Raw genomic sequence first — 15,705 nt, 5'->3', positions numbered from 1 at the left:
TAGATCAGCCTGCGTAAATCGGTCTCGATTTGACGCAGATAAGGATCGAACACCGAAGCACAGCATATTGCCGCGTCTGATTTACGAGACGGTGCTTTAGGGCAGTTCCGAAGAAGTGATCGCAGTTTTGCGTTAACCCATCCGCCACGAGCCGGGGGCTCGCTTCCGTTAAAAGTTCCGACCATGCTGCGCTTTACGTTGAGCGCAAACAGTCTGCTGGTCGGAGCCAAGACGGCACGGCGCCTATGATTGGGCCGTCCTCTGTTCGCGCGAATACGCCAGCGGCTGCGGCCGGCGAGCCGAATTCCACCAAAGGAGGTGATGATAAGTTAGGGTTTCGAATTTAGCCTAGACGGAACTGCAAGCCTCCAGCCCGTGTTCATAGATACGGCATGTCAGAGAAAGGAAGGCGTTCATGGCACTTCGGATCGGCACCGAAAAAGGGCTTCCGGCGGAGTTTTTCAAAGAAGCAGCGCTGCCTTGGATAAAAAGAAGCCGCCCCAAACTTTCATCGGGACGGCGCTTTGCAAGATATACCGAAGCTTGCGCGCCTCAGCCGCCAGCGGCGACGCCGAGTTCGAACTGGCCGGCAACCGCGATACGGCCGCGCCAAAGCTGGCACCAGTCGTAACCGTTGCGGAGACCCATCTCGTTCCAGAGCGTGCGAAGAGACTTCACGAGGTGCTCCATCTGGGCTTCGTTGTGCAAAGGCCCAGGCGTGAGACGGATGCGCTCGGTACCGCGCGACACCGTCGGGTAGTTGATGGGCTGTACATAGATGCCGAAGCGGTCGAGCAGCTGATCGGTGAGCTGCTTGCACTGCACCGGGTCGCCGACGAGCACGGGAACGATGTGGCTCGGCGTATGCATCACGGGCAGATTTTCGAGAGCGAGGCGCTCCTTCAAAAGCGCGGCGTTAAGCTGGTGCTTTTCGCGCTCCACGTTGCTCTGCTTGAGGTGGCGGACGCTGGCGATCGCGCCCGCGCAGATGACCGGGGCGAGCGATGTCGAGAAGATGAAGCCCGGCGCGTAGGAGCGGATCGCGTCGATGACCTTCGCCGTGGAAGCGATGTAGCCACCCATCAGGCCGAAGCCCTTTGCAAGCGTGGCTTCGATGATGTCGATGCGGTGCATCGCATTGTCGCGCTCGCATACGCCAGCGCCGTGGTCGCCATACATGCCGACCGCATGGACTTCATCGATGTATGTGAAAGCGTTGTACTTTTCGGCGAGGTCGCAGATTTCGTTGATCGGTGCGATGTCGCCGTCCATGGAGTAGACGGATTCAAAAGCGATGATCTTCGGCGTGTCGTTGTCATATTCCTGAAGCAGGGTTTCGAGATGCTCCAGGTCGTTATGACGCCATACGCGCTTCGGGCCGCCACCGTGGCGAATGCCCTCGATCATCGAATTGTGGTTCTTCTCGTCCGAGAAAATAACCGCGCCCTTCAAGATCTTGACGAGCGTCGACAGCGTCGCGTCATTCGAGACGTAGCCCGATGTGAAGAGCAGCGCTGCTTCCTTGCCATGCAGGCTGGCCAGCTCACGTTCGAGTTCGACGTGATAATGCGTCGTGCCGGAGATGTTGCGTGTGCCACCCGAACCCGCGCCGACCGTGTCGATCGCTTCATGCATCGCGGCGAGGACAGACGGGTGCTGACCCATGCCGAGATAGTCGTTCGAACACCAGACGGTGATCGGCTTCGTTCCTTCGGGAGTATGATGGACCGCGCACGGGAAGTCCCCACGGCGTCTTAGAATATCGGCAAAAACACGGTATCGGCCCTCGATGGTCAAGGCTTCGAGAGCTTCGCCAAACTTCCCCTGATAGTCCATATAGCGTTCCTCGTTGGCGGGAATCGGTCGCACGGATGCGCCTTGAGCGGAAGAGCCAACTACCTGGTTCGCTGGCAGGATTTCCGCCCTGCTGGGGCAGATAATTGCGCGAACGCAAACAGAAGTCTACCTCTTAGAAGGCTTACAAACTGACGCACGTCAATTTTTTATGACATTATTGGCTGTCAACGCAACCTGACAGTGGAAATGTCACAGACGGGTCAACTCTAGCGGGCATTTACCGGGGGTTGCGAGGCCATGCGGGCTCTCATCATTTCTACGAAGCGCCTGAACAGGTAGTGGCTATCTTGCGGACCCGGCGACGCCTCGGGGTGGTATTGCACCGAGAATACAGGGCGGCCCGAAACCGTGGTTCATGGAAGTGATCTCAACCTTGCCGGTTGTGTAGTCCATGACGGGATGATTCGAGCCGTGATGGCCATGCGGCATCTTGATTGTGCGACCGCCGAGAGCGAGACCGAGAAGCTGATGGCCGAGGCAGATGCCGAAGAGTGGCACCCCCGCCCCGACTACCTCGCGGATGACCGGGAGGGCATACTCGCCTGTGGCGGCGGGATCGCCGGGGCCGTTCGACAGGAAGACGCCGTCCGGGTTGCGGTCGAGAATTTCCTGCGCCGTCGCGTAGGCGGGCACCACGGTGACGCGGCAACCGGCCGAGGCAAGGCAGCGCAGGATGTTGCGCTTGATGCCATAGTCAACGGCTACGACATGAAATTGCGGGTTTTGCTGTTCGGCGAAGCCCTCGTCCCAGACCCAGCCCTGCTCGGTCCAAGGGTAGCTCTGCGTGGTGGTCACGGCGCGGGCGAGTTCCGCGCCTTCCATGGACGGGCAGGCGCTCGCCTTCGCTTTCAGCGCATCGAAATCGAACATGCCGTCGGGATGATGGGCGAGGACCGCATTCGGCATCCCCGACTCGCGGATCAGAATGGTGAGCGCGCGCGTATCGACGCCGGAAATGCCGACGATGTCGCGCGCACGCAGCCAATGGTCGAGACCCTGGCGCGCGCGATAGTTCGACGGCGTGGTGATGCCGGCCTGGAGGACGCAGCCCCGCACGCCGGATGACGCCGCGAGGTTTGTCGTCTCGATATCGTCGGGATTGGTGCCGACATTGCCGATATGCGGGAAGGTAAAGGTGATGATCTGGCCCGCATAGGACGGATCGGTGAGGATTTCCTGATAGCCGGAAATGGCGGTGTTGAAGCAGACTTCGCCTTCCGCCTGCCCCTCAGCCCCGACGCCGTATCCTTGAATGACCGTTCCATTCGCCAGAACGATGGCGGCTGTATAGGGGCGTTCCGCCCATGCAGCGCTGCTGGCGGTGTCGATAAGAGACATGGCGTGTTCCTGCTTGTTCCGCGCGTGGTTTAATGCGGCGCGCGCCGCCTTACAACCGCGAAATGTTCGAAGTATGCCTGACGCGCGGACTTATCGCGTCGGAACTGGGACTTCGCCGCGATAATCGTAAAATCCACGCTGGGTTTTGCGCCCGAGCCATCCGGCTTCGACATATTTGACGAGCAGCGGGCACGGCCGATATTTGGTATCCGCCAACCCCTCGTACAACACCTGCATCACCGACAGGCATGTGTCGAGGCCGATGAAATCGGCGAGTTGAAGCGGCCCCATGGGATGGCGCGCGCCAAGACGCATGGCGAGATCGATGGCCTCGACGGAGCCGACACCTTCGTAAAGCGTGTAAACCGCCTCGTTCACCATCGGCAGAAGGATGCGGTTCACGATGAAGGCCGGAAAGTCTTCAGCGACGGTGACGGTCTTGTTGAGCGTTTCAACGAAATGCCGCGCCGTGTGGAAAGTGGACTCGTCGGTCGCGATGCCGCGGATCATTTCCACGAGTTCCATCACCGGCACCGGGTTCATGAAGTGAAGCCCGATGAACTGCTCCGGCCGGTCGGTCACGGCGGCGAGGCGTGTGATGGAAATGGACGATGTGTTACTGCCGATGAGCGTGTGCGGCTTCAACTGCGGACAGAGCGCGATGAGGATCTTGCGCTTGACGTCCTCATCTTCGGTGGCAGCCTCGATCACGAGGTCGGCATCGTTGAAGGCGTCGACGGCGGGGGCGTAACGGATGCGGGCGAGGGCGCTATCGCGATCCTCTTCCGTGATTTTGCCGCGATGCACCTGACGGCTCATATTGCCGTTCATGGTGGCGAGCGCGGTTTCCACGCGCTCCCTGCTGATGTCGTGCAGCAGCACGTTGTAGCCGGCCAGAGCGACGACATGGGCGATACCGTTGCCCATCTGCCCCGCGCCGATAATACCTACCGTCTTGATGGCGACAGGTTCGCGCCCCTTTGCGTGGTTCACGAACGGATTTCCACGAAAGGCAGTCGTTGCAGTTTGGGACATCGTCAGCTCTGGTTTTTGGCGTTACTTACGGCTATCGAGAGCCGCTTCGATTTCGGGCAGGATCTGGAAGAGATCGCCTACAAGGCCGTAATCCGCAACCTGAAAGATAGGCGCTTCTTCGTCCTTGTTAATAGCGACGATCACTTTGGAATCCTTCATGCCAGCCAAATGCTGGATGGCTCCCGAAATACCGACGGCGATATAAAGCTCCGGGGCGACGACCTTGCCGGTTTGTCCGACCTGAAAGTCACCCGGGATAAATCCTGCGTCCACGGCCGCGCGGCTCGCGCCAACGGCGGCGCCCAGCTTGTCCGCGATCCGCTCGATGAGTTTGAAATTGTCGGCGGACCCGAGACCGCGACCACCAGAAACCACCACCTTCGCGGCGGTGAGATCCGGGCGCGCGGACTGCGAGATGTCCTCGCTCACGAATTTCGCGAGTTCGCTCTGCGCGGGTGCGTCGATCTTTTCGATGGCGGCGGACCCGCCCTCTGGCGCGGCGGCGAACGCAGTCGTGCGGATCGTCAGCACCTTCTTCGGGGCGGTGACTTCCACCGTCTGGATCGCGTTGCCCGCATAGATCGGGCGCTCGAACTGCGTCGGCGACAGGATCGCCGTCGCTTCCGAAATCTGCGGCACGTCCAGCAGCGCGGCGACACGCGGCGCGAAATTCTTGCCGGTGGTGGAGGCCACGACGACAAGCGCGTCGTAATTCGCCATCAGTGGCACGATGAGCGCCGCAAGATCCTCGGCGAGATGGGCGGCGAGATGCGGCGCGTCGGCGACGAGCACCTTGTCCACGCCTTCGAGCGCTGCGGCCTTCTGCGCGACGGCATCGACGCCAGCGCCCGCAACGAGCACGTGGACCGGTGCGCCGAGCGCCTTCGCTGCCGTGAGCGCCTTCGCGGTCGCGCCGTTCAGCGCTTTGTTATTATGTTCAGCGACGAGAAGAACGGCCATTATTGCAACACTCCCGCTTCGGTGCGCAGCTTGTCCACGAGTTCGGCAGCAGTCTTGAGTTTGACGCCAGCCTTGCGCGTGGGCGGTTCAGCCGTCTTGAGCACTTTTACTTTCGGCTCGATGTCGATGCCGAGCGAGGCGGCGTCGATTTCTTCGAGTGGCTTCTTCTTCGCCTTCATGATGTTAGGCAGCGATGCGTAGCGCGGCTGATTGATGCGAAGGTCGACTGTGACGATGGCGGGAAGGCGCAGCGCCAGCGTTTGCAGACCGCCGTCAACTTCGCGGACAACTTCGACCGTTTCACCCTGCGGCGAGACCTTGAACGCGAACGTCGCCTGCGGCCAGTTCAAAAGCGCGGCGAGCATTTGCCCGGTCTGGTTGGAGTCGTCGTCGATGGCCTGCTTGCCGAGGATCACGAGGCCCGGCTTTTCCTTCTCGACGGCGGATTTTAGGATCTTTGCGACCGCGAGCGGCTCAATCGGAAGGTCAGTCTTGTAAAGGATGGCGCGATCCGCGCCCATGGCGAGCGCAGTGCGAAGCGTTTCCTGCGCCTTGGCGGGCCCGATAGAGACAGCGATCACTTCGTCGGCGTGTCCAGCTTCCTTCAAACGGATCGCTTCCTCGACCGCGATTTCGTCGAAGGGATTCATGGACATCTTTACGTTGATAGTGTCGACGCCGCTCCCATCCGGCTTCACCCGGATCTTGACGTTGTAGTCAACGACCCGCTTGACGGGGACAATTATCTTCATATGGAACCATGCCCTGATTTTTCTTGTCCGCCAATTATGCTGCGCCGCAGCGCCGGGTCAACACCGGCTGCATCCTACTTACGTCGTTGCGAGTAACCACGCAAAGGTATTTCGCACTTGCGAAAGAGTCAATGGACCGACCCTTAAACATTTATTATCTCGCCGTTAAACGAAGCCATCACACGCCCGTCGCCGAATCGAACAGAGGTACGCCGCGCCGCTTCATGACGACGATAAGAAGCGCGCCGGTGAAGAACCCCCCAATATGCGCCCACCATGCCGTTCCGTGATTGGTAAGATAGAGTGCGCAGATGATCTGGTAGGCTATCCACACACCGATGACGGCGCCCGCGGAAAAGCGCAACGGCAGGAAAGGGATAACGGGGTTCTGGAAAAGAACCCACACCCTGATGTTCGGGTGCAGCATGAGATAGGCGCCGATGACGCCCGCGATTGCGCCGCTCGCGCCGATCAGCGGGACATCCGGCGTGGTCGTCACGACGCTGTGCACCACACCCGCCGCGACCCCGCAAACGACGTAGAACAGGAAGAAGCGCATGTGCCCCAGCGCGTCCTCGACGTTGTCGCCGAAGACGAAGAGAAAGATCATGTTGCCGAGAAGATGCAGGATGCCGCCGTGAAGGAACATGTAAGTCACAAGCCGGAACTGGTCCGGCATGTGGTCGACGAAGGCACGCATCGTTTCAACATCGCGCGGCTTCAGCGCAAGCGCATCGACGAAGCTTGCGGGAGATGAAAGCACGAGTTGCGTTTCGAAGATGAAATAGATGAGGCAATTTATCGTAATAAGGCCGATGGTGACATACTGAAATTTAACCCTTTTTAGCTGGTTCATATCCCAGAGCGGCACAAACATCGACGAGCCCGATCAATATCGAAACGGAAGTACAATCAGGAAGCGGCGTGTTGCTTCCACAGGAAATCGTTCGCGCCTTTGCCGTTCACGAAACGGCTTGCCACGAAAAGGTGATCCGAAAGGCGGTTCATATAGGCCAGGATATCGTCGCTCACAGGCTCCCCCTGAACGTCCTTCAATTCAACAATGCGGCGCTCGGCGCGGCGGCAGATGCTGCGGGCCAGATGAAGCGCGGCCGCGCCTTCGGTTCCGCCCGGCAGAATAAACGCGTTGAGCGGCGGCAACTCGGCCGACAGCGCGGCGATTTCGCGTTCGAGGCGGGCGACCTGCTCCGCCTTCAGCCGTTGCGGTGCTGAGGCGTCGGCGGCTTCGAGGTCCGCGCCGATGTCGAAGAGGTCGTTCTGGACGCGTTCGAGCATTTCGGCGACCGTGGTCTGATCAGCCGGCAGCTTGAGGCGCGCGACCCCGATGGCCGCGTTCGTCTCATCGACGGCGCCGTAAGCCTCAATCCGGATATGCGATTTCGAGAGGCGCACGCCGTTCGCGAGAGTGGTTTTCCCGCCGTCGCCTGCTTTCGTGGAGATGCTCGTCATGCCATCACCTCTGCCGCTGGAGCAAGGCTTCAGGGATAGCACACTTAGAACTTGTAGCCTAGACGGACACCCGCATTTGTAAGGCCGCGATTGGTGTCGCAAAGGCCCGCGTTCGACATGTGATCGATGGTAGCCATGAGCTTCCAGTCGGCCGACAGCGCAATGCCAAGCGACGCCGATTCACGGAAGTTTACATCGCAGCCGTAGGAAGCTTCAGTTTTCGAGCTGAGCGGGCCGTCATGCGCCGCGCCGCCAAAAGACGTTTCGAAAAACACGCGATCCGTCAGCTTTACGTCCCAAGTCGCACCCCAATAAAACTGATTGGTTTTATCGAAAGCAACCGTGCCGCCGATGTGGAGGCGGGGAGTCATAAAGATATTCAGGATGCTGTTCTCGTAAGCTCCCGGAATACGACCGCTCAGAACCTCTAGATTGATGGCGGGGCCGCCCTCGCCGGGCGCGTCGTCGATGGCTTGCTTGAAGGCGCCGACGCGTACTTCATCGATGGCCCAGAACGGGTGGTTGGCTTCCGTGAATGCCTCAAGGGCGGCAGCCGGTGCCGACAAACCCGCGCACATCGCAGCCGAAGCCACTAGCATGCGTCCGATGCTGAATGTGTGCCCGCCCATTTTCTTTCCCCGTGGTCCTTGTTCTTTTTTTGATCCTGTAGAACCCTCCTGTCAAACCGGGCGCGAGCCTCAGAATCCGGTTTGCCGATTGCTGTGAGAAAATTGACACGAGAACACGCAAGGCGCGCGCGAAAGCTTTGACAGAGCGTTACGTCTTGCAACTGAGAGGTATAGAGACATCGCGCGAACACCCTTCGCGTGCGCTTATCTGTCGAGACGGCTGTTGGTGAAAACGCCTTCAGCTGCATGTCCGATAGGCTCCCGCCGCCTGCGCCACCACGATTTGTTGAGGGCGCACTCGATGTTTTGGTGCCCGTTCAGGAGACGCGAATCTGGTCGTCGTTCGACACGCGCACAGATGACATCGAGAAAAAAGCGGCGGTCGACGAGAGGCATCTGATTCGACCAATTTCGATAGCGCGAATCGGTGAGGAAATGTCCGCTCGGTAGTCTTGTCACTGCCTTCGGTTGCACTTTGTCAGGCTCTTCCTCCAGATAGATCGCGCCGGAGCGAAACTTGTCGGGAAGTCCAAATTCGGCAAGCATCTTTATTTGCCTCAGAGCGGACGGCTGGTGAGGGGCCACTTCTGCCACGAAAGGATTCACAGCGCCAAAATAGGAGAGATATTTTCTGTAGGGACACCCTTCGCCCAGGTGCCTGCGCGAACGCAGCGAGAAAATCTTGATGTCGTTCGCGATCATGTCCGCCGTGCAGCTTTCGATGCAGCCGCGAACATCCGCACCGGGAAGCGGGGTGATGTCGTTTTCGAGGATCAGCACATAAGGCTTCGTGGCACGCTCGGCGATTGCGCGAAAGCCGCCGTAGATGCCGCCATTCTCCGCCGATCCCGCGAAATCGACGCCCGCTTCCGCAGCGATCGCGCGATCCGTCTCGGACAGTTCATTGAACCAGACGAAAAACTCGCCGACGGAGTCGATGAGGCCGCTTTCGCGATGGCGGGCCAGCGTGTTCCGAATAGTCTGCGGCGCGCGAAAGCTCAGCACGCCAACCGAAACGAGCGATGACAGAGACGCGCGCGCTTCGTCCAGGGCGGCGCCTTCAGGCGCGCGCAATTCGTCGATGAGAGTCATTGAACCAGCCGGTCAAGTTTAAGTCCGGCTAGGTTTACGCGAGAAGCTGCACCGAAAAAAGGCGGTTTTTGTCGACGAAGACCTGCGAGACCTCCCATCCGCCGTCACGCGCCAGCCGTTCGAACCCCTCTGGTGTGTATTTGTGCGAATTTTCAGTGTGGATCGTTTCACCGGCGGCAAAGCAGAAGGTTCGCCCCGCAACGCTCGCGCTCTGGAGGGCCAGCGAGCGCAGATGCATCTCGATCCGCTGATACCGCTCGTTGTAGATCGCGGCGTGCTCGAAGGCGGCGAGGTCGAACGCGCCTTCGAGATCCCGATTGATGCGCGCCAGCAGGTTGAGGTTGAAAGAGGCCGTCACGCCATCCGCGTCATTATAGGCGGGCAGCAGGATGTCGAGCGGCTTTTGCAGATCCACGCCGAGGAGAAAGACGGCGCCGGGGCCGAGCAGACGCCGCGCCGACAGAAGGAACTCGACCGCAGCGCGTTGCGAAAAGTTTCCGATTGTCGAGCCGGGAAAGAAGCCGACGAGCCGCGAGTCGCCGAGCGGGAGCCGCATGCGCTCCAGATCGTGGAAGCCGCCGAGCACCGGATAGACGTCCACATCGGGAAAGCTTTGCGCGATGCGGCGCGCGGCGGGATAGAGCGCGGCGGCAGAAATGTCGATGGGGACATAGGCGGCGGGCCGGTCCAGCGCAGCGAGCAGTAACTCCGTCTTGCGGCTGGACCCCGAGCCGAACTCGACCACGACCGCACCGCTCGGCAGCGCCGCACCGATCTCGCCCGCTTGCGATCTCAACAGACCGATTTCCGTTCGCGTCGGATAGTATTCCGGTAGTTCGGTGATGTGTTCAAACAGGTTGGAGCCGTGCGCGTCGTAAAGGAAGCGGCTCGGCAGCGATCTTTTCGGAAGCGAGAGCCCATGAAGGACTGCGTCGAGAAAGTCGCCGTCGGGCTCGGCGTGCGGCTCATGCGTGAGAACAGGTTCCAGCATCATGCGTTGCTCGCAAGCCTGAGGCCGGTCATCTGCCAGCGCTGTTGCGGATAGAAGAAGTTCCGGTAGCTCGGGCGGATGTGGCCATCCGGCGTCAGCGCGGAGCCGCCGCGCAACACCATCTGATTACACATGAACTTGCCGTTGTATTCGCCGAGCGGGCCTTCAAGCGACTTGAAGCCGGGATAAGAAAGGTACGCGCTTGCGGTCCATTCCCATACGCCGCCGAACATGGGCGAAACACCGTCCTCGGCGGGCGACGGCAGGAGCCGCGCGAAGTCGAACGGCGCGGGCTCCGGTTCGCCGAGCGAGGCGATTTCCCATTCGAACTCGGTTGGAAGCCTCGCGCCTGCCCAGCGCGCGAACGCCTCCGCCTCGTAATAGCTGACATGCGTCACGGGGCGCGCGGCCTCGACCGGGCGAAGGCCGTAAAGCGTCATCTGGTGCCAGACATCGCCGATCCGCTCCCAGTAGAGCGGCGCGCGCCAGCCTTCGCCTTCCACAGCCGCCCAGCCGTCAGCGAGCCAGAGCGACGGCGTTTGATAGCCGCCCGCTTCCATGAAGGCGAGCCATTCGCCGTTCGTCACCGCGCGGCTGAAGATGCGGAAATCGCGCAGCAACACCTCGTGCGCGGGGCTTTCATTGTCGTAGGCGAAGCCCTCGCTGCGATGGCCGACCTCGTGGATGCCGCCTTTTACTCCGCGCCACTCGCCCGCGCCGCCTTCAAGCGCCGCCGGTTCGGGCGCTTCGGTGCGATAGGCGGGCCGGAGCGGGTTCGCCGCGAACAGCGCGAGAATGTCCGTCAGCATCAATTCCTGATGCTGTTGCTCGTGGTTGATGCCGACCTCGATGAGCGAGCGCTCGCCCTCTTGAATCGGCGCTTCGAAAAGCCGCCGCAGGTTTTCATCCACATGCGCGCGATAGGCGGCGACTTCGTCGGCACGCGGCCGTGTCAGCAACCCGCGCTTGGGCCGGGGATGGCGCTCGCCGAGGCTGTTGTAATAGGAGTTGAAGCAATAGGCGAAACGGTCGTCGAAGATGCGGTATCCCGGCAGAAACGGCTTCAGCAGCAACTCTTCGAAGAACCACGTCGTATGCGCGAGATGCCATTTCGTCGGGCTGGCATCGTCCATCGCCTGAACCGTCTGATCTTCGGGCGAAAGGGGGTGGGCGATGTCGAGTGAAAGCCTGCGGGTTGCAAACAACCTTTCCGAGAGCTTAAGCTGTTGCCGGTCGCTGGCGGCGGTCAACGGAGGATAGTCGTCGAGTGGCATGACTGTGCGCCTTCCTTGGTTTCCTTGGAGGGTCGTTCTCCGTCGACCGGAGACCTGAGCAACAATTCATCTCCGAAGTGGGTCCATCGTGGCATCAGATCGCGGCGCGTCCGCCACCCCGATCCTCGTTTCGCCATCACTCGCGCGGCTAGCGCCGAGGCCGCTGCGCGGTGCGATGCGGCTGCTGGAAACGCTCGGCCATGGCGCGCTCACCGAGTTCCCGTTGAGGAGCGGGCGGCGCGCCGACATCCTTTCCATCGGCATGAAAGGCGAAGTCTGGATCGTCGAGGTGAAGTCCGGCGTGCCCGATTTTCGCGCCGATCACAAATGGCGGGACTATCTCGAATGGTGCGACCGGTTCTTCTTCGCGGTAGGCCCCGGCTTTCCGCAGGAGATTCTGCCGCCCGAAGCGGGTCTCATCGTTTCTGACGAGTATGAGGCCGTGATGCTGCGTGAACCGGATGTGTCGCCGATTGCCGCGAGCCGCCGCAAATCTCTCACGCTCCGTTTTGCGCTGCTGGCGGCGCGCCGCCTGTCCGGCCGCGACGATCCGATTTTTGCCGTGTGACCCAGCGCCGTTAGTGTCGCCGCTTCAGTTCAAGCAACTGTTGAACTCTCAGCACAGGCTGGCGGAGCGTGAAGAAAGCTGGCTCTTTACCGGGCCTTTATGGCAACCGCGGCGTGAGATGTGGCTAATCCGCAACTTCTTCTACGTAGGCTCATAAAAATTTGCTTATTTTGGAACAAATGCGTTGAGCCGCTGTTTACTGCGAGTTCGAAGCCAAAGGTAGTTGGACTGATACCATCAATCAAAACGAGTTGGAGTTGGGGAACCTATGAGCGCTGCCGCGATGAGAAAGAACATGCTCCCGGGATATACCTTTCCGGCGGCGACGCCCGAAGCGGGTGGCCGCGACGAGCCGCGACATTTCAAGACCAGGACATCGATCGAAAAGAACCTGGAAAACATGTGGATCAAATCCCAGGAACTCGGCTGGAATTACCAGGATTTCGTCTCCCAGGTTCTGGAAATCATGGTTGTCCTCAATCACAGGGATCGCTTGATCAAACGCGAGGCGATACCAGAAGTCGTAGCTCGGCGACCTATGGTGTCCGCTCCCGAGAAGGCGCTGGTTTAGCTTTTCGGCTGCCTTTTAGCGTCGATTTTTCTTGCGGCATTTTCGAGCGCTCGGAAATGCTTCAGGGCACCGTTGCGTCGCCCGCCGACGCGCGTCCCGCTTTCGCGGGCGTAATGATATAATTTGCCCGCATCCGCACGCCGGGCTTTTCTCTGGCTCCACGGCCGCAGCGAACCGTACCGCGCCGAATAGAAGCGGGCGCGGCACAGCGCCTCGCGTGAGGCCAAGCCGTTGTATTAATGGTAAACGTCACCGTTAACGGCAACCTAACGACGCTCGCGATATGCAAATTTGATTTGCGTCAAACCTCATTAGCGGTTTTTGTGATGCAATAAGGTCACGCGCCCTCGACGGTCGCTCTTGCTCCCGCAAAATTTGCGCCGTTGTAAGTGCCGCTGACGGGCCGTGTTTGTGTTCGCTAACCTGTAAGAAGTGCCGTCATGAAAAAGTCCCGCTCGAAGAATTGGTATTCGTCAGAAGATTGGTTTTACGATTATGAGCAGGGGAGTGGTCAGACGCTCACAGTCCACGAGCAGGAAAAAGAGCTTTTCACCGGTCTTTTCGATGCGCAGGGAAACAAGCTCTACCGTGAAAGGCAGCCGATCGGCTTTCCGTTGCGCAAAGCCAGCCGCGCGTAATTTCCCGAAGCCTTGGAGGACCGCATTCTCAATTGTCCGGCCGCCATCCCGACGCGATCCTCTCCAGATCATCTCACGCGTGACACGTCGGGCGGTTGTTTCCGCAGCCGCCCGTTTCCGAGAGACACCCGTTTTACGCGATGTCCGCGCGCTTACGGCTTGCAAAATCAACCCCCGCGCGCTTTAACAACCCTTCACGGATCGTAACGAGCGCGTGAAATCGTGCACGCGATCAGCCGAAAAAGCCTTACAGGGAGACGCCGATCCAATGGTTCTGCGCGTCGTATTCATGGGGACGCCAGACTTTTCCGTCCCCACCCTTAGCGAAATCGTAGCGGCCGGGCATGACGTCGTCGGCGTGTACACGCAGCCGCCCAGACCGGCCGGGCGCGGCATGGAGCCGAAAAAATCGCCCGTCCACGCCTTCGCTGAAGAAGCCGGATTGCATGTCTTCACGCCTAAATCGTTGAAAAAGCCCGAGGCGCAAGCGGAGTTCGCGGCGCTGGGCGCGGACGTGGCCGTGGTCGTCGCATATGGGCTGATTCTGCCGAAGCCGGTGCTTGCCGCGCCGCCGCTCGGCTGCCTCAACCTTCACGCCTCGCTCCTGCCGCGATGGCGAGGCGCCGCGCCCATTCAGCGCGCGATCATCGCGGGCGACGCCGAAACCGGCGTCATGGTGATGAAAATGGAGGAGGGCCTCGATACCGGCCCCATCGCGCTCGCGGATCGGATTTCCATCGGCGCCGATGCCACGGCGGGCGAAATCCACGATCACCTTTCGCTCATGGGCGCGCCGCTGATGCTGACCGCGCTTGATAGGCTTCCGCGCGGGGAACTTGCCTTCACGCCGCAACCCGAAGAGGGCGTAACCTACGCCGCCAAGATCTCGAAGGACGAGACGCGTATCGACTGGTCGCGACCCGGCCCCGAGGTTCACGACAAGATCCGCGGGCTTTCGCCTTATCCCGGCGCATGGTTCGAGGCGCTGCTTGGCGGCAAGTGCGAACGCGTGAAGGTGTTGCGGTCGGTTCTGGTGCCCGGCAAGGGCGATCCGGGGCAGCTTCTTGACGGACATTTGACGGTTGCGTGCGGCTCCCAGGCCGTGCGTCTCACGAGGGTGCAGCGCGCGGGCAAGCGCGCGGTCGGCGGCGACGAGTTCCTGCGGGGCTTCCCGCTCGGCAAGGGCACGCAATTCGAGTGAGCCGATGAGGCGACGCGGCGGTTGCCGCCCGCCGGACCCGTCCGTTATCGAGCGACGATTCGAGCGAGCAGCCATCCCTATCAGCAGAAAAACCTATAATTTTCAGAAACTTGCCGCATCCTGTTGCGGGCGCGGCATAGCTTTTCCGCGCGTCAACTCGCCGAATCGTGAAGAAAAACAAGGAGTCGTGACTGGGAATTGAAGGTGTTTCTTGCGCAAAGTGCAAGCCGGACCATCGGTTTCGGAGGCTCGCTTGACCCGCTTAGCATCGGTTGGCCAACTCTTCTTGATGGGCGCTCTCGCAGTTACATGCGCCTCAGGCGGCAAGACGCTCGCAGCACCGCAGAACGAAAAGACCTCCGTCGTCGAGCTATTCTCAAGTCAAAGCTGCTCGCTTTGCCCACCCGCGCACAGGATCTTGCAACAACTCTCGTATCGGTCGGGCATCGTGGTGCTAAGTTTCCCGGTGAATTATTGGGACTATCTCGGCTGGAAGGATACGCTGGCGCGCCAGGAATATGGCGAGCGGCAGCGCAATTACGCCGCGTTGCTTACCAAGGGCGAGGTTTTCACGCCGCTAGCCGTTGTGAACGGGATGCGCAATTGCGTCGGCAGCGACCTCGCCGAGATCGAAACCGCGATCAAGTCGACATCCACCTCGCTCGCGAGCCAGTCCGTGCCTCTCTCCGTCCGCCGGGAGGACGGCAACCTCCACATCGAGGTTGGGGACAGCGCCGCCCCATCGCGCCATCGCAGCGGCAAGCTCTGGGTGGCAACTGTGCTTCGCTCGCGGTCGGAGAAAATCGGCGCGGGCGATAATGCCGGGCAAATGGTCACTTACACAAACGTGGTGCGCCGCCTGACGGATGCCGGGGACTGGCAGGGCGCGCCCGCGTCCTATTCGCTGCCGTTGGATGCACTGTCGAAAGACGGCGACATGCTCGTCGTGTTCTTGCAGACGGGAAAGCTCGGTCCCATACTTGCCGCAACATTGGTGGACATAAGCTTCAACGGAAACTGACGGCGCAATGGCTTACTGGCTTTTCAAGACGGAACCCGGGACGTTTTCCTGGGACGATCAGCTCAAGGCCGGGGGCAAAGGCGAGGAATGGAGCGGCGTCCGCAACGCGCTCGCGCAGAAGAACATGCGGGCGATGAAGAAGGGCGACCTCGGCTTCTTCTATCACTCCGTGCAGGAAAAGCGCATCGTCGGCGTGGTGCGCGTGCTGAATGAAATCCACCCGGATTCGACCGATCCGACCGAGCGGTGGAACTGCGTGGATGTGGAGGCGGTCGGCCCTTTTCCCGAACCCGTCACGCTTGGCGAAA

Annotated in this window: 16 protein-coding genes and 1 pseudogene; 6 read left to right on the top strand and 11 right to left on the bottom strand. The window is 60.5% G+C overall.

What is annotated here, in order from left to right:
• Positions 1 to 552 precede the first annotated feature (552 nt).
• From hemA to egtB, 11 genes and pseudogenes are all read right to left on the bottom strand, one after another.
• Positions 553 to 1,836 carry a 5-aminolevulinate synthase gene (hemA, locus tag T281_RS11635; RefSeq protein ID WP_037238935.1) on the bottom strand — a complete coding sequence of 428 codons (1,284 nt, stop codon included), beginning with the start codon at positions 1,834 to 1,836 and terminating at the stop codon, positions 553 to 555.
• A 227-nt stretch (positions 1,837 to 2,063) separates the two neighbouring features.
• Positions 2,064 to 3,195: pseudogene (gene carA / locus T281_RS11630) on the bottom strand (glutamine-hydrolyzing carbamoyl-phosphate synthase small subunit).
• A gap of 90 nt (positions 3,196 to 3,285) precedes the next feature.
• Positions 3,286 to 4,122, bottom strand: a complete 837-nt coding sequence (locus T281_RS11625; RefSeq protein WP_052037410.1) for a 3-hydroxybutyryl-CoA dehydrogenase — start codon at positions 4,120 to 4,122, stop codon at positions 3,286 to 3,288.
• A gap of 129 nt (positions 4,123 to 4,251) precedes the next feature.
• Positions 4,252 to 5,190: an electron transfer flavoprotein subunit alpha/FixB family protein gene (locus tag T281_RS11620; RefSeq protein ID WP_037238929.1), complete on the bottom strand. Its 939-nt coding sequence runs from the start codon at positions 5,188 to 5,190 to the stop codon at positions 4,252 to 4,254.
• A complete protein-coding gene (locus T281_RS11615) occupies positions 5,190 to 5,942 on the bottom strand; it encodes an electron transfer flavoprotein subunit beta/FixA family protein (protein ID WP_037238926.1) in 753 nt (250 codons plus the stop codon). The genes T281_RS11620 and T281_RS11615 overlap by 1 nt, the downstream gene beginning before the upstream one ends.
• A 178-nt stretch (positions 5,943 to 6,120) precedes the next feature.
• Positions 6,121 to 6,819, bottom strand: a complete 699-nt coding sequence (locus T281_RS11610) for a rhomboid family intramembrane serine protease (protein WP_037238923.1) — start codon at positions 6,817 to 6,819, stop codon at positions 6,121 to 6,123.
• 35 nt (positions 6,820 to 6,854) lie between these two features.
• Positions 6,855 to 7,412 carry a cob(I)yrinic acid a,c-diamide adenosyltransferase gene (locus T281_RS11605; protein ID WP_037238920.1) on the bottom strand — a complete coding sequence of 186 codons (558 nt, stop codon included), beginning with the start codon at positions 7,410 to 7,412 and terminating at the stop codon, positions 6,855 to 6,857.
• A gap of 44 nt (positions 7,413 to 7,456) precedes the next feature.
• Positions 7,457 to 8,041 (bottom strand): acyloxyacyl hydrolase, encoded by a 585-nt coding sequence (locus T281_RS17810; RefSeq protein WP_081796754.1) that lies wholly within the window; start codon positions 8,039 to 8,041, stop codon positions 7,457 to 7,459.
• A gap of 204 nt (positions 8,042 to 8,245) precedes the next feature.
• Positions 8,246 to 9,133, bottom strand: a complete 888-nt coding sequence (locus T281_RS11595; protein WP_037238917.1) for a glycosyltransferase family 2 protein — start codon at positions 9,131 to 9,133, stop codon at positions 8,246 to 8,248.
• A gap of 34 nt (positions 9,134 to 9,167) precedes the next feature.
• Complete coding sequence (gene egtD, locus T281_RS19315) at positions 9,168 to 10,127, bottom strand: L-histidine N(alpha)-methyltransferase (RefSeq protein ID WP_199502387.1); 960 nt, start codon at positions 10,125 to 10,127, stop codon at positions 9,168 to 9,170.
• Complete coding sequence (egtB, locus tag T281_RS19310; protein WP_037238914.1) at positions 10,124 to 11,398, bottom strand: ergothioneine biosynthesis protein EgtB; 1,275 nt, start codon at positions 11,396 to 11,398, stop codon at positions 10,124 to 10,126. The genes egtD and egtB overlap by 4 nt, the downstream gene beginning before the upstream one ends.
• Positions 11,399 to 11,486: 88 nt before the next feature.
• Here egtB and T281_RS11580 point away from each other — a divergent pair, with 88 nt between their 5' ends.
• From T281_RS11580 to T281_RS11550, 6 genes are all read left to right on the top strand, one after another.
• Positions 11,487 to 11,966 (top strand): MmcB family DNA repair protein, encoded by a 480-nt coding sequence (locus tag T281_RS11580; RefSeq protein WP_037238911.1) that lies wholly within the window; start codon positions 11,487 to 11,489, stop codon positions 11,964 to 11,966.
• Between the two features lie 268 nt (positions 11,967 to 12,234).
• Positions 12,235 to 12,537 carry a hypothetical protein gene (locus T281_RS11575; RefSeq protein WP_037238900.1) on the top strand — a complete coding sequence of 101 codons (303 nt, stop codon included), beginning with the start codon at positions 12,235 to 12,237 and terminating at the stop codon, positions 12,535 to 12,537.
• Positions 12,538 to 12,977: 440 nt separating this feature from the next.
• Positions 12,978 to 13,175 (top strand): hypothetical protein, encoded by a 198-nt coding sequence (locus tag T281_RS11565; protein ID WP_013421050.1) that lies wholly within the window; start codon positions 12,978 to 12,980, stop codon positions 13,173 to 13,175.
• A 268-nt stretch (positions 13,176 to 13,443) separates the two neighbouring features.
• Positions 13,444 to 14,376: a methionyl-tRNA formyltransferase gene (gene fmt / locus T281_RS11560; protein WP_037238880.1), complete on the top strand. Its 933-nt coding sequence runs from the start codon at positions 13,444 to 13,446 to the stop codon at positions 14,374 to 14,376.
• A 289-nt stretch (positions 14,377 to 14,665) separates the two neighbouring features.
• Positions 14,666 to 15,397, top strand: a complete 732-nt coding sequence (locus T281_RS11555; protein ID WP_052037406.1) for a DUF1223 domain-containing protein — start codon at positions 14,666 to 14,668, stop codon at positions 15,395 to 15,397.
• A 7-nt stretch (positions 15,398 to 15,404) separates the two neighbouring features.
• The coding region (locus T281_RS11550) for an EVE domain-containing protein (RefSeq protein WP_037238874.1) at positions 15,405 to 15,705 on the top strand (301 nt) is incomplete at its 3' end.

The sequence above is a fragment of the Rhodomicrobium udaipurense JA643 genome (assembly GCF_000636015.1).
GTDB classification, from domain to species: domain Bacteria; phylum Pseudomonadota; class Alphaproteobacteria; order Rhizobiales; family Rhodomicrobiaceae; genus Rhodomicrobium; species Rhodomicrobium udaipurense.
The sequence above is the reverse complement of the archived record's forward strand: the minus strand, read 5'-3'. Positions and strand labels throughout refer to the sequence as shown.